Raw genomic sequence first — 13,782 nt, forward strand, 5'->3', positions numbered from 1 at the left:
TCGCCGAGAGGCCGGCGATTTGGTCCCGTCTAGAAGCCGGGGCGTACCGTCTACAGGGACGCTTCATGCGAGCGGAGAACATCGACGGTCGAGGTCAGTCCGACAGCCTCCATATCGAGAAGCAACTGCCCTGCATTCTTCTCTGGTCGGCGCAGACGCAGGCGAAGCTGCCGCACGGCATCGACCGCCTTGCCCTCATCGAGAGCGATGGTGTCGGCGATGAAGGCGTCGGCCGTTCGCGCTTCGAGATTCAACGGACCGAGAACCGACGCCGGAAAATGCTTGATGTTGCCCGTGACGATGGTCGCTGCCTGGGTTTTCAGGGCCGCCGCGACGACGTGGGCATCGCCTATGTCGGGCAGCCCTTCGCAGGCGCCGAGAAAGCGGGCGAAATCGGAGACCATCGCATCGTCGAAAGCGGTTTCCATGCAGAGCCGCGCCCGGCGAGCCCGCTCCTCGCTATCGGCGACACTCCTCTTCGCCAGGATGTCCGAAATCGCGCGTTCGGTCTCATCCAGAATCGGTATCGACCACCGCAGGCGAAAGAATTCTCGTTCCGCTAGGGTCAGAAGCAGGTTTCACTTGAGGGCACCCGCGAGCACGCAGGCATCGACGAGCGCGGTGAAGCGGTTGGCGAACACCGCTTACAGGAACTCGCCATCGAGGGCGGCGAGGTTCGAGAGCGCCTGGCTCCGGGTTCCGTCCCGGACATCCTTGTACGCGAACAAGTCTTCGGCCTTGATCCTGCGATGGCGCCCGACCGTGATGTGAGCGATCTCGCCACGCTCCAGAAGCGATACGAGATAGGGACGCGACACGTTGAGGATATCTGCGGCCTGCTGCGTCGTGAGCATCTGGGTCACCGGAACAAGCGTCACCGCGTCGCCCCGGCCGATATGGCGGAGGAGATCGATCAGAAGGTTCGAGATGGCCGGAGTGAGCGTGATCTCAGCAGATTCCCTGCGAACGTCGTCGAACACGCGCAGTTTCGTCTGCTCGGATGATTGAGTGGCCAGGAGGCGGCGCAGGGTGTTGGCGGTCTTGCGCTCGCCGTCCGACGGTAGCCGGCCGCCGAGGCCCTGAGCGGAGGCGGGCAGTGTCATCGTGAGCCGACTCCCTTGGATCGTTCCTGCGATATATCTGCAATAAACGAAACCAGCGCAACAAGCGAAATGCCGTCCGTCGTGGCGCGTTCGCGATGACGCCTGGGCGATACAGGACGAGATCGCAGTTATCGAGCCGCGCCTCCGCCCTACGGCTCGGGCTTGACCTCGCAGAAACGCAAGGTGTTCCCGAAAGGGTCGGTCACCGTCATCACCAGCCCCCAGGGCAGGCTCTCTACGCTCGGCTTGGCATGGACATAGTTATGGGCGCCGAGTTCCGCCTGGAAGGCATGAATGCCCGCCATCCGCACGAAGCTCGTGGAGCCTGGCGTCGCATCGCCGTGATGGCCGCTGAGATGCAGGACGAGGCCGGCGCGCGAGACCTGGGCGTAGAGCGGAAAGTCGTCGCCGAAGCGATGCTCCCAATCGAGGCTGAAGCCGAGGAAGTCGACATAGAACTCGCGCGTCTTCGCTTCGTCGAATATGCGCAGGATCGGGCAGGTCTGGTTGAAGCGGATGGTCCGGTCGGGTGTCGACATCGGGCTCGGCTCCTCAGGCGATCCTGTCGGGCTCGGCTAGAAGCCCATCGACGAAATCCGACAGGCCGGTGTTGCGGACGCGCTTGAGGCGCTCGGCGACGAGGATGCCCTGCAGCTTGGCGAAGGCGTCGTTCAGATCGTCGTTGACGAGGACGTAATCGTACTCGTTCCAGCGCTGGATCTCGACGCGGGAATTGGCGAGGCGCTTTTCGATGGTCTCGGGCGAATCCTCGGCCCGGCGTTCGAGGCGGTGGCGCAACTCGGCGAGGCTCGGCGGCAGGATGAACACCGTCACCACGTCCTCGGCGAGCTTCGCCCGCACCTGCCGCGTGCCCTGGTAGTCGATGTCGAAGATCATGTCCCGGCCGGCGCCGAGGACCTTCTCCACCGGGCGGCGCGGCGTGCCGTAGAAATTGCCGTGGACTTCCGCCCATTCGAGGAGGTTGTCGGCGCCGCGCAGGGCGTCGAAGGCTTCGCGGTCGATGAAATTGTAGTGCTTACCGTCGATCTCGGAGGGCCGGCGCTGTCGCGTCGTCACCGAGATCGAGAGGTCGAGCCCCCATTTCGGGTCGCTGGCGACCGCGCGCGTCAGCGTGGTCTTCCCCGCTCCCGAGGGCGAGGACAGGATGAGGATGAACCCGCGCCGCCCGATCGTCGTGGCCTGCATGTCCGAAAAACCTACTCGACGTTCTGAACCTGCTCGCGGAATTGCTCCACCACGGCCTTCAAGTCGAGTCCGATCCGCGACAACGCGATGTCTCCGGCCTTCGCACAGAGGGTATTCGCCTCGCGGCCGAGCTCCTGGGCCAGGAAATCGAGCTTGCGGCCGATGGCGCCGCCCTTGGCCAGCAACTCGCCGACGCTGTCGAGATGGGCGCTCAAGCGGTCGAGCTCCTCGCGCACGTCGGCTTTCGCGGCGATGAGGACGGCCTCCTGGTGCAGGCGGTCGGGGTCGAGCCCGCCGGCTTCCATCAGGACGGCGATGCTCGCGGACAACCGCGCCTTCACAGCCTCGGGCTGGCGGCCGGGGCAGGCCTCGGCGGCTTGGCGGAGGCGGGACATGGCGACGAGCTGCCCCTCGATGATCGCGCGCAGCTGGCGCCCCTCGGCGCGGCGTGCCTCCACGAGGTCGGCCACGAGGCGCACCACGCCCTCGGCGAGGTCATGGGCTAGGCTGTCCGATTCCGCCGCCGGCTCGTCCTCGGATTCGATGACGCCGCGGATGCCGAGTAGGCCGTCGAGGGAGGCCGGGGCGAGGCCTTCGGGGCGCGGAACGCGGGCGGTGGCGGCGGCGAGTTCTGCCAGTAGGGCCTCGTTGATGCGCACCCGCGCCCTGGTCTCGGGCCGGGTGAGGTTGAGCGAGAGCTGGCACTGGCCCCGCGTCAGGGTCTTCTGCAGGGCTGTGCGGGCCACCTCGCCCACCGATTCCAGGCCGTTGGGCACGCGCAGGCGCACGTCGAGCCCACGCCCGTTCACGCTGCGGACCTCCCAGGCCCACTGGACCGGGCCGGTGGTGCCGGTGGCGCGGGCAAAGCCCGTCATGCTGGAGAGGATCATGATGTCTGAACTTTAGTCGGTCGTGCGACCCCCCCCCCCCCCCTTGTGGGGAGGGATTAAGGGTGGGGGTGGTTGGGCGACCCTTAGGCAGTGGAGGCCGCCGCCCCCCCCCCACCGCCAAGTCCTCCTCACACGTGGGAGGAGAGTGACGGCAGTGCCCTATTGCGCCTTCAGCGCCGGGACGCTTTTGGCCGAGTTGAGGTCGAAGGTCTTGTTGCGCAGCGGGTCGAGCTTGGTGCCTTCCGACGCGTCGAAGGCTTTCGGGCGCGGGGCCGACGGGTCCGGGGCGCTGCCGGCGAAGTTGGTGCCGTCCGGCGCGTAGGCCGAGGCCCGGCCCGGGACCGCCGAGGGATCGGACGGCGGTTCGGCCTTGTCCACGGGGGCGGCGTCGGTGGGCGTCTCCTTGCGGGCGCGCTCCACCTGCCGCCAGCGGGCGACGTTGCGGGAATGGCCCTCCAGGCTGTCGGCGAAGGCGTGGCCGCCGGTGCCGTCCGCGACGAAGTAGAGATCCTTGGTGCGCGACGGGTTGGCGACGGCCTCGAGCGCGGCGCGGCCGGGATTGGCGATGGGGCCCGGCGGCAGGCCCTCGATGACGTAGGTGTTGTAGGGGGTCGCCCGGTCGATCTCGGAGCGCTGGATGCCGCGCCCCAGAGTGCCGCGCCCGCCCACCAGCCCGTACACGATGGTGGGGTCCGATTGCAGCTTCATCCGTTTGTTGAGACGGTTGACGAAGACGCCGGCTACGCGCGGACGCTCGTCGGCCCGGCCGGTCTCCTTCTCGACGATGGAGGCCAGGGTCACCATTTCGGCCGGGGTCTTCACCGGGATCTCGGCCGAGCGGCGCAGCCAGATCTGGTTGAGCACTTCGCGCTGCTTGGCGCGCATCAGGTTGACGATCTGCTGGCGCGTGGCGCCGCGCTCGAACTTGTAGGTGTCGGGCAGGAGCGAGCCCTCGGGCGGCATCTCGTTGATGTCGCCCGTGAGGATGTCGTTGTCGTTGAGGCGCACCACGATCTGCTCAGAGGTCAGGCCCTCGGGGAAGGTGATGGCGTGTTGCACTTGCCGGCCGGTGGACAGGGTCTCGATCGTGTCGCCGATGCTGGCATGGGCCTTGAATGTGTACTCGCCGGCCTTCAGCGCCTTGCCCGAGAAGCGGGAGGCCCATTCGAACAGGGCGGTATGGGCGATGACGCCTTCGCGGCTGAGGGCGTCGGCGATCTCGGAGGTGCCGCTGCGGGGCGGGATGACCACGACCTTGTCGGCAGCGAGCGGGCCGGGCTCGCGGATCTGCCGGTCGAACAGCGTCACGCCGATCATCGCCGCGATGGCGAGGACCACGGCGGCGGTGAGCAGGCCGCTGATCGTGCTCAGCAACCCGCCGCGCTCGCGCACCGGGCGGTCCGGCGGGGGCGGCGCGGCCGTGGGCTTGATCGCCTCGCTGGGGCTGCGCGGGGACACCCGGTGCGGCATGGACGGCTCGTCGGACGGGGCCGCGATCGCCGCCTGCTCCTGGTCTTTGCGCTTGCGGAAGAACATGGACATCCTGTTCGGGCCTCGCCTCGCGCCAACCTTGTCTCGGCCCGACGATGCGACCGTCGTGTCGTCCTGGCCGACCGGGGCACGAGACTCAGGCCAAGAGACTCGAGGCAATAGGTGCCGACGCATGGATGGGCTTCTCGCCAAGAAGCTTCGGGATCCTTGCGTCAAACCTGACTACACCCGGGCGGGCGGGTTGTGCGAGCCGGATTGAACCGGTTTTGTGGCAAAAAGGCGTATTATCGCTCCACCGTCCCGCCCGCTCGATGGCCAGCGCACCGCAGACGATGAGGACGGCCGGACACCCAGGTGAGCAGGCGGTCATGCTGGTCGTAGATGCCGAGGCGAGCGAGCCCTCCGGCCCAGATCACGCCGATACCGAGCATCACCAAGCCCCTGCCGGTGCCTGAGGGCCGAATCCAGCGGCGAGGGCGAGCCCGTCGGCGAATTCCAGGAGTAGGGGCGTCGTCCATTGACGGAGGATCGCGTCCGCCGGCTGGAAGACCACGCCCTAGCGCCAAAAGGGCGAGATGGTCGTTCCCGGTGAGGTCCCGGCTGATATCCGGGCGATCCTGGCGGGAGCGTCGGACCGGGCCGGGTTTTTTAGACCCGGCGCATCACCAGCGACGCATTCGTCCCGCCAAATCCAAAAGAATTCGACAGCACGACATCGACCTGCTTGCGCTTGGCTTCGTGCGGCACGAGGTCGATGGCGGTTTCCACCGAGGGTGTGTCGAGGTTGAGCGTCGGTGGCATCACGCCGTCGCGGATGGTGAGAATCGAGAAGATCGCCTCGATGGCACCGGCCGCGCCCAGCAGGTGGCCCACGGCCGACTTGGTGGAGGACATGGCGGCCTTGGCGGCGTGCTCGCCGAGCAGCCGCTCCACGGCCTTGAGTTCGAGCTCGTCGCCCATGGGCGTCGAGGTTCCGTGGGCGTTGATATAGTCGATGTCGGAGGCCTGGAGGCCGGCGCGCTTCACCGCGGCGCTCATGCAGCGGAAGGCGCCGTCGCCGTCCGGGGCCGGCGAGGTGATGTGATAGGCGTCGCCGGTGAGGCCGTAGCCGACCACTTCGGCGTAGATCCGGGCACCGCGTGCCTTGGCATGCTCGTACTCTTCGAGCACGACGACGCCGGCGCCCTCGCCCATGACGAAGCCGTCACGGTCCTTGTCGTAGGGGCGCGAAGCCTTGGTGGGCTGGTCGTTGAAGCCGGTGGAGAGGGCGCGGCAGGCGGCGAAGCCCGCGAGCGCCAGGCGGTTCACCGGAGATTCGGCGCCGCCGGCCACCATCACGTCAGCATCGCCGAACTGGATCAGCCGAGCTGCGTCGCCGATGGCGTGCGCCCCGGTGGAGCAGGCCGTGACCACCGCGTGATTCGGCCCCTTGAGGCCGTGGGCGATGGAGACCTGCCCGGAGGCGAGGTTGATGATTCGGCCGGGAATGAAGAACGGCGAGATCCGTCGCGGCCCCTTGTCGTGCAGGGTCACGGAGGCGTCGTAGATGCCCCCGATCCCGCCGATGCCGGAGCCGATCATCACGCCGGTGGCGCACTGATCCTCGTGGCTCTTGGGATGCCAGTCGGCATCGTCCAGCGCCTGGCCGGCGGCGGCCATGGCGTAGACGATGAACGGATCGACCTTGCGCTGCTCCTTCGTCTCCATCCATTGGTCCGGATTGAAGGTGCCGTCGCTGCCGTCTCCGAACGGGACCGAGCACGCGATGCGGCAGGCGAGATCGGACACGTCGAAGGCTGTCACCTGCGACGCTCCACTGTCTCCCGCGATCAACCGGCTCCAGGTGGCCTCGACCCCGCTTCCCAGCGGCGTCACCATACCCAAGCCCGTCACCACCACCCGACGCATCGCGTTATCCCGAACCAGTCCCGTCATGTCACTGTCGTTCGGCGCGCGGGGTCACGTGGACCCCGCTCCTCGCGCCTCTCGTCCCGTCGTGCTTACGCGGAGTTCTTCTCGAGGAACTTCACGGCATCGCCGACCGTCTGGATGGTCTCGGCAGCGTCGTCCGGGATTTCGACGTTGAACTCTTCCTCGAAGGCCATCACGAGCTCGACGGTGTCGAGGCTGTCGGCACCGAGGTCATCGATGAAGTTGGCGCCCTCGACCACCTTCTCCGGCTCCACGCCGAGGTGCTCGACAACGATCTTCTTCACGCGCTCAGCGATATCGCTCATCGTTCTTGGTCCTTGGTTATTCGATCGTGATGGTGAAGGTGCCGTGGCCGCCGTCCCGCTGGTGCGGATCTCTGGAAGCGGCCGGTGTCCGATCGCGCGTGGTCTTGAGAACCCGCAACACGCTGAACCGTCAACCCCCCTCGCACGGCAGCCGGGGTGGTAGCACAGGGTTTTGGCGCTGGCGAGGGCCGGTTCACAAACCGTTCATCGCCGTGGCTTTTTCCCGGACAATCGTCGGGTTTTCCCGCCTGCCGTGTCGGGAGACCCTCTCAGTACATCGCCATGCCGCCGTTCACGTGCAGGGTCTGGCCGGTGACGTAAGCGGCCTCGTTCGAGGCGAGGTAGACGGCCGCGGCCGCGATCTCCTCGCCGGTGCCGAGGCGGTTCATCGGCACGCGGGTGAGGATGCCCTCGCGCTGCTTCTCGTTGAGGGCGTCGGTCATCGGGGAGGTGATGAAGCCCGGCGCGATGCAGTTGACGGTGAGGTTGCGGGTGGCGACCTCGGCCGCCATGGCCTTGGTCATGCCGACGAGGCCGGCCTTGGCGGCGGCGTAGTTCACCTGGCCCGGATTGCCGGTGGCGCCGACCACGGAGCCGATATTGACGATGCGGCCGTGGCGCCGCTTCATCATGCCCTTCACCGCCGCCCGCGAGAGGCGGAACGCAGCCGAGAGGTTCACGGCGATCACCGCGTCCCACTCGTCGTCCTTCATCCGCAGCAAGAGGTTGTCGCGGGTGATGCCGGCATTGTTCACGAGGATGTCGAGGCCCCCGAGGGCGGCTTCCGCCGCCGGCACCAGGGCCTCGACGGCGTCCTTGTCGGAGAGGTCGCAGGTCAGGGCATGGACGCGCTCGCCGCCGAGTTCGGCCGAGAGTGTGTCCAGCGCTTCGGCGCGGGTGCCGGAGACGGCGACGGTGGCACCCTGGGCGTGGAGCGCCCGGGCGATGGCGCCGCCGAGGCCGCCGGTCGCGCCGGTGACGAGGGCCTTGCGGCCGGTCAGGTCGAACATGGGCAATCCTGTTGTCAGCTGAGCGTCGGGAAGGCGGCCACGTCGTCGGGCGTGCCCACGGGGATGGCGGTGGCGCCGGGGGCGATCCGCTTGACGAGGCCGGAGAGCACCTTGCCCGTGCCGATCTCGTGGAACTGATCGATGCCGGAGGCGGCCATGGCGGCGATGCATTCGCGCCAGCGCACGGTGCCCGTCACCTGGGCGACGAGGGCCTGGCGGATGGCCGCCGGCTCCAGCACCGGCGCGGCCAGGACATTGGAATAGACCGGCACCAGGGGAGGCTTCATCGCCACCCGGGTGAGGGCGTCCTGCATCGCCTCGGCCGCCGGCACCATCAGCGAGCAGTGGAACGGCGCCGAGACGTTGAGCATCACCGCGCGCTTGATCCCGCGCGCTTGCGCGATCGCCACCGCGCGCTCCACGGCGGCCTTCGCGCCCGAGAGCACCACCTGCCCCGCTCCGTTGTCGTTGGCGACGTCGCAGACCTCGCCCTCGGAGGCCTCCACGGCGATGGAGCCGGCCAGTTCGGCATCGGCGCCGATGAGGGCCGCCATGGCCCCGGCACCGGGCGCCACCGCGCCCTGCATCGCCTCGCCGCGGATGCGCAGCAGGCGGGCGGTATCGGCCAGGGTGAAGGTCCCGGCGGCGGCGAGCGCCGTGTATTCACCGAGGGAATGGCCGGCCACCGCCGCCACGTCGCGGACGAGATCGAGACCGCGTGTCGCCTGGAGTACGCGCAGGGTGGCGATGCTGGCCGCCATCAAGGCCGGCTGGGCGTTGGCGGTGAGGGTCAGTTCCTCCACCGGTCCCTCGAACATCAGCGTCGAGAGCGACTGGCCCAGTGCCTCGTCGACCTCGTCGAAGACCGCCCTCGCCTGGGGGAAGGCCTCCGACAGGGCCCGGCCCATGCCCACGGCCTGGCTACCCTGGCCTGGAAAGATGAATGCGCGCGCCATGGTCATGTTCTCGCACGGAAAGGGCGGCGCAGTCGCACCGCCCGCTCCGGGTGTCAACACGAGGCGCCGCCATCGCGGGCCGGGTCAGGCCTCGTTGAAGAAGTCCACCACCCCGGTATCGAGGCTGTAGGAGGCGCCGACGATGCGCAGCTTGCCCGCCTTCAGCGGATCGAGGAGGGCGGGCTCGGAGGCCGTGCGCATACGGGTGACGACCCGGTCGACATTGGCGCGCACGCAATTCTCGATGAAGTCGCCGGGCTTGCCGCGTGCGGACAGCACCGCCGGCACGATCGGCTCGATCATCCGGCCGATGGAGCCGGGATAGACGGTGTTGTTCTCCACCACGTCGGCCGCCGCTAGCACGGCACCGCAGCGGCTGTGGCCCATGACCAGCACCAGCGGAACGCCGAGCTGCGACACGGCGTATTCCACCGACCCGAGGGCGGCGGTATCGGCGGTGTTGCCGGCATTGCGGACGATGAAGAGCTCGCCCAGACCGCGCCCGAACAGGATCTCCGGCGAGACGCGGGAATCCGAACAGCTCACCAGCACGCAGAACGGCGTCTGCCCGAGGGCGATCTCGATCCGGCGGTCGCGGCCCTGCACAGAGCGCACCGGGCTGTCGGTCTTGTAGAGGCGATTGCCTTCCTTCAGCAGCTCGAGGGCCTGGTCGGCCGTCAGGTCCGTCTTCTTCGTGGACGGGCTGGCCGCCAGACCGAGATTCGGCATGGCGGTGGCGGCGAAGGCCGCTGCGCCGAGATGGCAGGCACAGCTGAACAGGCCGCGGCGGCTGAGCGTCTTCGTCATGAGGTTTGGGCCCTCTTCCAATCGCCATGCGAAGGCTCGCATGAGCTTGACCAGGGCCACGCATAACCGTGGCGCGGAGTGCTGTCGCCCTGGCGATAAGCAGCGGCCCCGGGCCGGGATGGAACGCAGGTCCCGAACGTGCTGCCCGTGTGGGCGGCGGATGCAATATGCCGGTCGCGCTTGTTGCGCCGCGCGAGGCGGTGTATGGAGCCGGATCAATCTCTACATTCCCGGTCTATGGAAGGAGCCCTCCCGCATGGCTCGCGTCACCGTTGAAGACTGCATCGACAAGGTCGAGAACCGTTTCGAGCTCGTCCTGCTCGCGAGCCACCGCGCCCGTTTGCTGGCCGCCGGAGCGCCGCTGACCATCGACCGCGACCGCGACAAGAACCCGGTCTGCGCGCTGCGCGAGATCGGCGACGCGACGATCACGGCCGACGACCTCAAGGAACAGCTCATCCATTCGATGCAGAAATATGTCGAGGTCGACGAGCCGGAGGCCGAGACTGTGCCGCTGCTGTCGAGCTCGCCCGCCGCCGCCGCCGTGGCGCCGCAATCCTCCAGCGACGACGGCGCCGTCCAGTTCGACCGGATGAGCGAAGAGGATCTGCTGCGCGGCCTCGAGAACCTCGCTCCGCCCACCGAGACGGACGAAGAGGCCGAGTGATCGGACGACCCATTTTCGACTGACGATCCTGTTTTACTGACAATCTCGCGAAAACCCGGCCATGCGCCGGGTTTTTCGTTTTTCGGCGCGAGAAACCGGTGTCATGCGGCGCCATGGGTCTGGCGTGCCCGGCCGCGATGCGGGACAACATAAGACAAAGGCGGGTAGTCACGATGTGTGAAGGGTGTTGCGGCGGATGATGCGCCAGTACGAGCTCGTGGAGCGGGTGAGGCGTTACAACCCCGCCGTGAACGAGGCCCTTCTCAACCGCGCCTATGTCTACGCCATGCGCGCTCACGGCACGCAGAAGCGGGCCTCGGGCGATCCCTTCTTCGCCCACCCCCTCGAAGTCGCGGCGATCCTCACCGATCTCCGGCTCGACGACGCCACCATCGTCGCCGCCGTCCTGCACGACACGGTGGAGGACACGGCCGCCACCCTCGACGAGATCCGCGAGCTCTTCAGCCCCGAGATCGGCGCCCTGGTGGACGGGCTGACGAAGCTCAAGCGCCTCGACCTCGTGTCGAAACGCGCGGTCCAGGGTGAGAACTTCCGCAAGCTCCTGCTCGCCGTGGCGGCGGATGTGCGCGTGCTGCTGGTGAAGCTCGCCGACCGCCTGCACAACATGCGAACGCTCCACCACATGAAGCCGGAGAAGCGCGAGCGGATCGCCCAGGAGACGCTGGACATCTACGCGCCGCTCGCCGGCCGCATGGGCATGCAGGAACTGCGCGAGGAACTCGAAGACCTCGCGCTGCGCAACCTCAAGCCCGAGATCTACGCGACGATCGCCCAGCGGCTGGCCGATCTCGCGGTGAAGTCGGAGCGCTTGGTGGAGAGCATCGAGCGGGATCTCACCGCCAAGCTCGCCGCGCAGGGCATCAACGCCGTGGTCACCGGGCGGCAGAAGCGGCCCTTCTCGATCTCTGCCAAGATGGAGCGCAAATCGGTCGCCTTCGAGCAGCTCTCGGACATCTTCGGATTCCGCATCATCGTGGAATCCCTGTCCGAATGTTACGGCGCCCTGGGCGTCGTCCACACTACCTGGCCGATGGTGCCGGGCCGCTACAAGGATTACATCTCCACCCCGAAGCAGAACGATTACCGCTCGATCCACACCACGGTGATCGGGCCGAAGAGCCAGCGCGTCGAGCTGCAGATCCGCACCGCGGCCATGGACGAGATCGCCGAATACGGCATCGCCGCGCATGCCCATTACAAGGAGAGCGGCGGCAAGGACGAGATCGGCGGCGTTCATCCGCGCCTCGCCACGGAAAGCGGCGCCTATCAATGGCTGCGGCGGACCATCGAGCTCCTGGCCGAGGGCGACAGCCCGGAGGAGTTCCTCGAACACACCAAGCTCGAACTGTTCCAGGACCAGGTGTTCTGCTTCACGCCGAAGGGGCGCCTCATCGCCCTGCCGCGCGGCGCGACGCCCATCGATTTCGCCTATGCGGTCCATACCGATGTGGGTAACACGGCGGTGGGGGCCAAGATCAACGGCCGCATGGCGCCGCTGCTGATCGAGCTCGTCAATGGCGACGAGGTCGAGATCGCGCGGGCCGACGGGCAATCGCCTCCGGCGGCCTGGGAATCCCTCGTGGTCACCGGCAAGGCACGCGCCGCGATTAGGCGGGCGACCCGCTCGGCCGTGCGGCGGCAATATGCCGGCCTCGGTCGCCAGATCCTCGACCGCGCCTTCGAGCGGGCGGCCAAGAGCTTCTCCGAGGACAAGCTGCGGGGCGCGCTCCCCCGTCTGGCGCGCCAGAGCACGGAGGACGTGTTCGCGGCGGTGGGCCGTGGCGAGATGTTCTCGGGCGACGTGGTGCGCGCGGTCTATCCCGACCACAAGGAGGAGCGTCGCACGGGCCCGGCCGCGCTGCAGCAGCCCATGGATGGAGGGGCGGGGCGTCTCAGCCTCGCCAAGGGGCAGGCCATGCGCCTGACCTTCCCCGAAGGCGCCGCCGATATGGGCCGTGCCGACGCCATCCCGATCCGCGGCCTCGACAACGACCTGCCGGTGAGCTTCGCCCCGAATGGCGGCGCGGTGCCGGGTGACCGCATCGTCGGCATCCTGACGCCCGGCGTCGGGGTGACGATCTATCCGATCCAGTCGGCGGCGCTCGCCGATTTCGACAACGAGCCGGCGCGCTGGCTCGACGTGCGCTGGGACGTCGAGGCGGGAGGGAGCGAGCGGTTTCCCGCACGCCTCGCCCTGCAATCGATCAACGAGCCGGGCGTCCTCGCCCAGATCGCGCAGGTCATCGCCGATCACGACGGCAATATCGACAACGTCTCGATGAAGCGGCGCACCCAGGATTTCACCGAGATCGTCATCGACCTCTCCGTCTGGGACCTGAAGCACCTCAACGCCATCGTCGCCGAGCTGCGTGGCAAGCGCACCGTGAGCAGGGTCGACCGCGTCAACGGCTGAACGGCCGGGCTCCCGCGACGCGTCGTCGGCCATCACCGCCGCGTAACGCTCTGTTTACCAGGCCTTGGTGTGGGAAGGCCCGCGGCGGGTCGGGGCGCCTTGCGCCTCGTGGTCCACGCTGCCACAAACGCCGCCGGACCGTCTCATTCTAGGAACACTTTTCTCATGACGCCAGACGCGGTGCTCGCGGAATTCCGCGAGGCGGGTGCCCTGCTCGAAGGGCATTTCGTCCTCAGTTCCGGGCTCCATTCCGGTGTCTTCCTGCAGAAGATGGCGATCTTCTCCGACCCGGTCCGGACGGAGCGACTGTGCAAGGCCCTGGCTGAGGTCATCGTCGCCCGTTTCGGCCCCATCGACATCGTCGTGTCCCCCGCCATCGGCGGCATCGTGCCCGGCTACGAGACGGCCCGCCATCTCGGGGCGCGCGCCATCTTCGTCGAACGCGATCCCGGCGGGCCATTCTCCCTTCGTCGAGGCTTCAGCATCCCGGCCGGCCAGCGCGCGGTGATCGTGGAGGATATCGTGACCACGGGCCTCTCCGCCCGCGAATGCCTCGCCTCCCTCCAGGCCGAGGCCGGAGAGGTCATCGGCGCGGCGTGTCTCATCGACCGCTCGGGCGGGCGCGGCGAGATCGGCCTTCCCCTCGTCTCCCTGGTCACCCTCGACATTCCGGTCTATCCTGCAGACGCGCTGCCGCCGGAACTCGCCGCGCTGCCTGCCGTCAAGCCCGGCAGCCGAGTGAAAGCACCGGGCTGATCCTAAGCAAGATTAGAAACTTAAGGTAGTCGTTTTTCTGGCATGCAATTAGGCATATCAGTTGCGCAAAGTGGAATATTGTAGGCAGACCTAGCTTTCATTCGATTTCTCTGGTGATTGCATACAGGTCATGGTTGACAAGCGCTGCGCTCGGACAATAACAAAGGATATGATAGGCGGGTAGCTCCGGTGGCCCGCTAATTCTTGGTTTTATTTATGATTTGA

14 protein-coding genes are annotated in these 13,782 nt (G+C 67.6%); 3 read left to right on the top strand and 11 right to left on the bottom strand.

The window, feature by feature from the left end:
• Nucleotides 1-50: 50 nt before the first annotated feature.
• The 11 genes from A3OM_RS24795 to A3OM_RS0114435 form a co-directional block, all read right to left on the bottom strand.
• Nucleotides 51-575: a PIN domain-containing protein gene (locus A3OM_RS24795; protein ID WP_348625460.1), complete on the bottom strand. Its 525-nt coding sequence runs from the start codon at nt 573-575 to the stop codon at nt 51-53.
• Nucleotides 576-644: 69 nt separating this feature from the next.
• A complete protein-coding gene (locus A3OM_RS0114385) occupies nt 645-1,103 on the bottom strand; it encodes a helix-turn-helix domain-containing protein (RefSeq protein ID WP_018044461.1) in 459 nt (152 codons plus the stop codon).
• 149 nt (nt 1,104-1,252) lie between these two features.
• Nucleotides 1,253-1,642 (bottom strand): glyoxalase superfamily protein, encoded by a 390-nt coding sequence (locus A3OM_RS0114390; protein WP_018044462.1) that lies wholly within the window; start codon nt 1,640-1,642, stop codon nt 1,253-1,255.
• Between the two features lie 13 nt (nt 1,643-1,655).
• Nucleotides 1,656-2,309, bottom strand: a complete 654-nt coding sequence (gene gmk / locus A3OM_RS0114395; protein WP_018044463.1) for a guanylate kinase — start codon at nt 2,307-2,309, stop codon at nt 1,656-1,658.
• An 11-nt stretch (nt 2,310-2,320) separates the two neighbouring features.
• On the bottom strand, nt 2,321-3,199 hold the full coding sequence (locus tag A3OM_RS0114400) for a YicC/YloC family endoribonuclease (protein ID WP_018044464.1): 879 nt from the start codon (nt 3,197-3,199) through the stop codon (nt 2,321-2,323).
• A gap of 159 nt (nt 3,200-3,358) precedes the next feature.
• Nucleotides 3,359-4,735: an endolytic transglycosylase MltG gene (mltG, locus tag A3OM_RS0114405; protein WP_026176041.1), complete on the bottom strand. Its 1,377-nt coding sequence runs from the start codon at nt 4,733-4,735 to the stop codon at nt 3,359-3,361.
• Between the two features lie 603 nt (nt 4,736-5,338).
• Nucleotides 5,339-6,598 (bottom strand): beta-ketoacyl-ACP synthase II, encoded by a 1,260-nt coding sequence (gene fabF / locus A3OM_RS0114415; RefSeq protein WP_026176042.1) that lies wholly within the window; start codon nt 6,596-6,598, stop codon nt 5,339-5,341.
• A gap of 92 nt (nt 6,599-6,690) precedes the next feature.
• Nucleotides 6,691-6,927, bottom strand: coding sequence for an acyl carrier protein (locus tag A3OM_RS0114420; RefSeq protein ID WP_018044468.1), 237 nt, complete (start codon nt 6,925-6,927; stop codon nt 6,691-6,693).
• A 269-nt stretch (nt 6,928-7,196) separates the two neighbouring features.
• The gene (gene fabG / locus A3OM_RS0114425) at nt 7,197-7,937 is read right to left on the bottom strand and encodes a 3-oxoacyl-[acyl-carrier-protein] reductase (RefSeq protein WP_018044469.1); all 741 of its coding nucleotides are present in this window, start codon (nt 7,935-7,937) and stop codon (nt 7,197-7,199) included.
• A gap of 14 nt (nt 7,938-7,951) precedes the next feature.
• On the bottom strand, nt 7,952-8,893 hold the full coding sequence (fabD, locus tag A3OM_RS0114430) for an ACP S-malonyltransferase (RefSeq protein ID WP_026176043.1): 942 nt from the start codon (nt 8,891-8,893) through the stop codon (nt 7,952-7,954).
• An 84-nt stretch (nt 8,894-8,977) separates the two neighbouring features.
• On the bottom strand, nt 8,978-9,700 hold the full coding sequence (locus A3OM_RS0114435) for a carbonic anhydrase (RefSeq protein ID WP_018044471.1): 723 nt from the start codon (nt 9,698-9,700) through the stop codon (nt 8,978-8,980).
• 256 nt (nt 9,701-9,956) lie between these two features.
• Here A3OM_RS0114435 and rpoZ point away from each other — a divergent pair, with 256 nt between their 5' ends.
• The 3 genes from rpoZ to pyrE all read left to right on the top strand — a co-directional run bounded on the left by rpoZ (nt 9,957) and on the right by pyrE (nt 13,557).
• Complete coding sequence (gene rpoZ, locus A3OM_RS0114440) at nt 9,957-10,367, top strand: DNA-directed RNA polymerase subunit omega (RefSeq protein WP_018044472.1); 411 nt, start codon at nt 9,957-9,959, stop codon at nt 10,365-10,367.
• A 196-nt stretch (nt 10,368-10,563) separates the two neighbouring features.
• Complete coding sequence (locus A3OM_RS0114445) at nt 10,564-12,801, top strand: bifunctional (p)ppGpp synthetase/guanosine-3',5'-bis(diphosphate) 3'-pyrophosphohydrolase (RefSeq protein ID WP_018044473.1); 2,238 nt, start codon at nt 10,564-10,566, stop codon at nt 12,799-12,801.
• A 165-nt stretch (nt 12,802-12,966) separates the two neighbouring features.
• On the top strand, nt 12,967-13,557 hold the full coding sequence (gene pyrE, locus A3OM_RS0114450) for an orotate phosphoribosyltransferase (protein ID WP_018044474.1): 591 nt from the start codon (nt 12,967-12,969) through the stop codon (nt 13,555-13,557).
• The last annotated feature ends 225 nt before the right edge of the window (nt 13,558-13,782 follow it).

The sequence above is a fragment of the Methylobacterium sp. 88A genome, assembly GCF_000376345.1.
Taxonomy (GTDB): Bacteria; Pseudomonadota; Alphaproteobacteria; order Rhizobiales; family Beijerinckiaceae; genus Methylobacterium; species Methylobacterium bullatum.

Bases quoted from the DNA above. Each gene is read 5' to 3' on its own strand.
- A3OM_RS0114385 (WP_018044461.1), bottom strand. From the start codon at position 1,103: ATGACACTGCCCGCCTCCGCTCAGGGCCTCGGCGGCCGGCTACCGTCG.
- A3OM_RS0114390 (WP_018044462.1), bottom strand. From the start codon at position 1,642: ATGTCGACACCCGACCGGACCATCCGCTTCAACCAGACCTGCCCGATC.
- gmk (WP_018044463.1), bottom strand. From the start codon at position 2,309: ATGCAGGCCACGACGATCGGGCGGCGCGGGTTCATCCTCATCCTGTCC.
- A3OM_RS0114400 (WP_018044464.1), bottom strand. From the start codon at position 3,199: ATGATCCTCTCCAGCATGACGGGCTTTGCCCGCGCCACCGGCACCACC.
- mltG (WP_026176041.1), bottom strand. From the start codon at position 4,735: ATGTTCTTCCGCAAGCGCAAAGACCAGGAGCAGGCGGCGATCGCGGCC.
- fabF (WP_026176042.1), bottom strand. From the start codon at position 6,598: ATGCGTCGGGTGGTGGTGACGGGCTTGGGTATGGTGACGCCGCTGGGA.
- A3OM_RS0114420 (WP_018044468.1), bottom strand. From the start codon at position 6,927: ATGAGCGATATCGCTGAGCGCGTGAAGAAGATCGTTGTCGAGCACCTC.
- fabG (WP_018044469.1), bottom strand. From the start codon at position 7,937: ATGTTCGACCTGACCGGCCGCAAGGCCCTCGTCACCGGCGCGACCGGC.
- fabD (WP_026176043.1), bottom strand. From the start codon at position 8,893: ATGGCGCGCGCATTCATCTTTCCAGGCCAGGGTAGCCAGGCCGTGGGC.
- A3OM_RS0114435 (WP_018044471.1), bottom strand. From the start codon at position 9,700: ATGACGAAGACGCTCAGCCGCCGCGGCCTGTTCAGCTGTGCCTGCCAT.
- rpoZ (WP_018044472.1), top strand. From the start codon at position 9,957: ATGGCTCGCGTCACCGTTGAAGACTGCATCGACAAGGTCGAGAACCGT.
- A3OM_RS0114445 (WP_018044473.1), top strand. From the start codon at position 10,564: ATGATGCGCCAGTACGAGCTCGTGGAGCGGGTGAGGCGTTACAACCCC.
- pyrE (WP_018044474.1), top strand. From the start codon at position 12,967: ATGACGCCAGACGCGGTGCTCGCGGAATTCCGCGAGGCGGGTGCCCTG.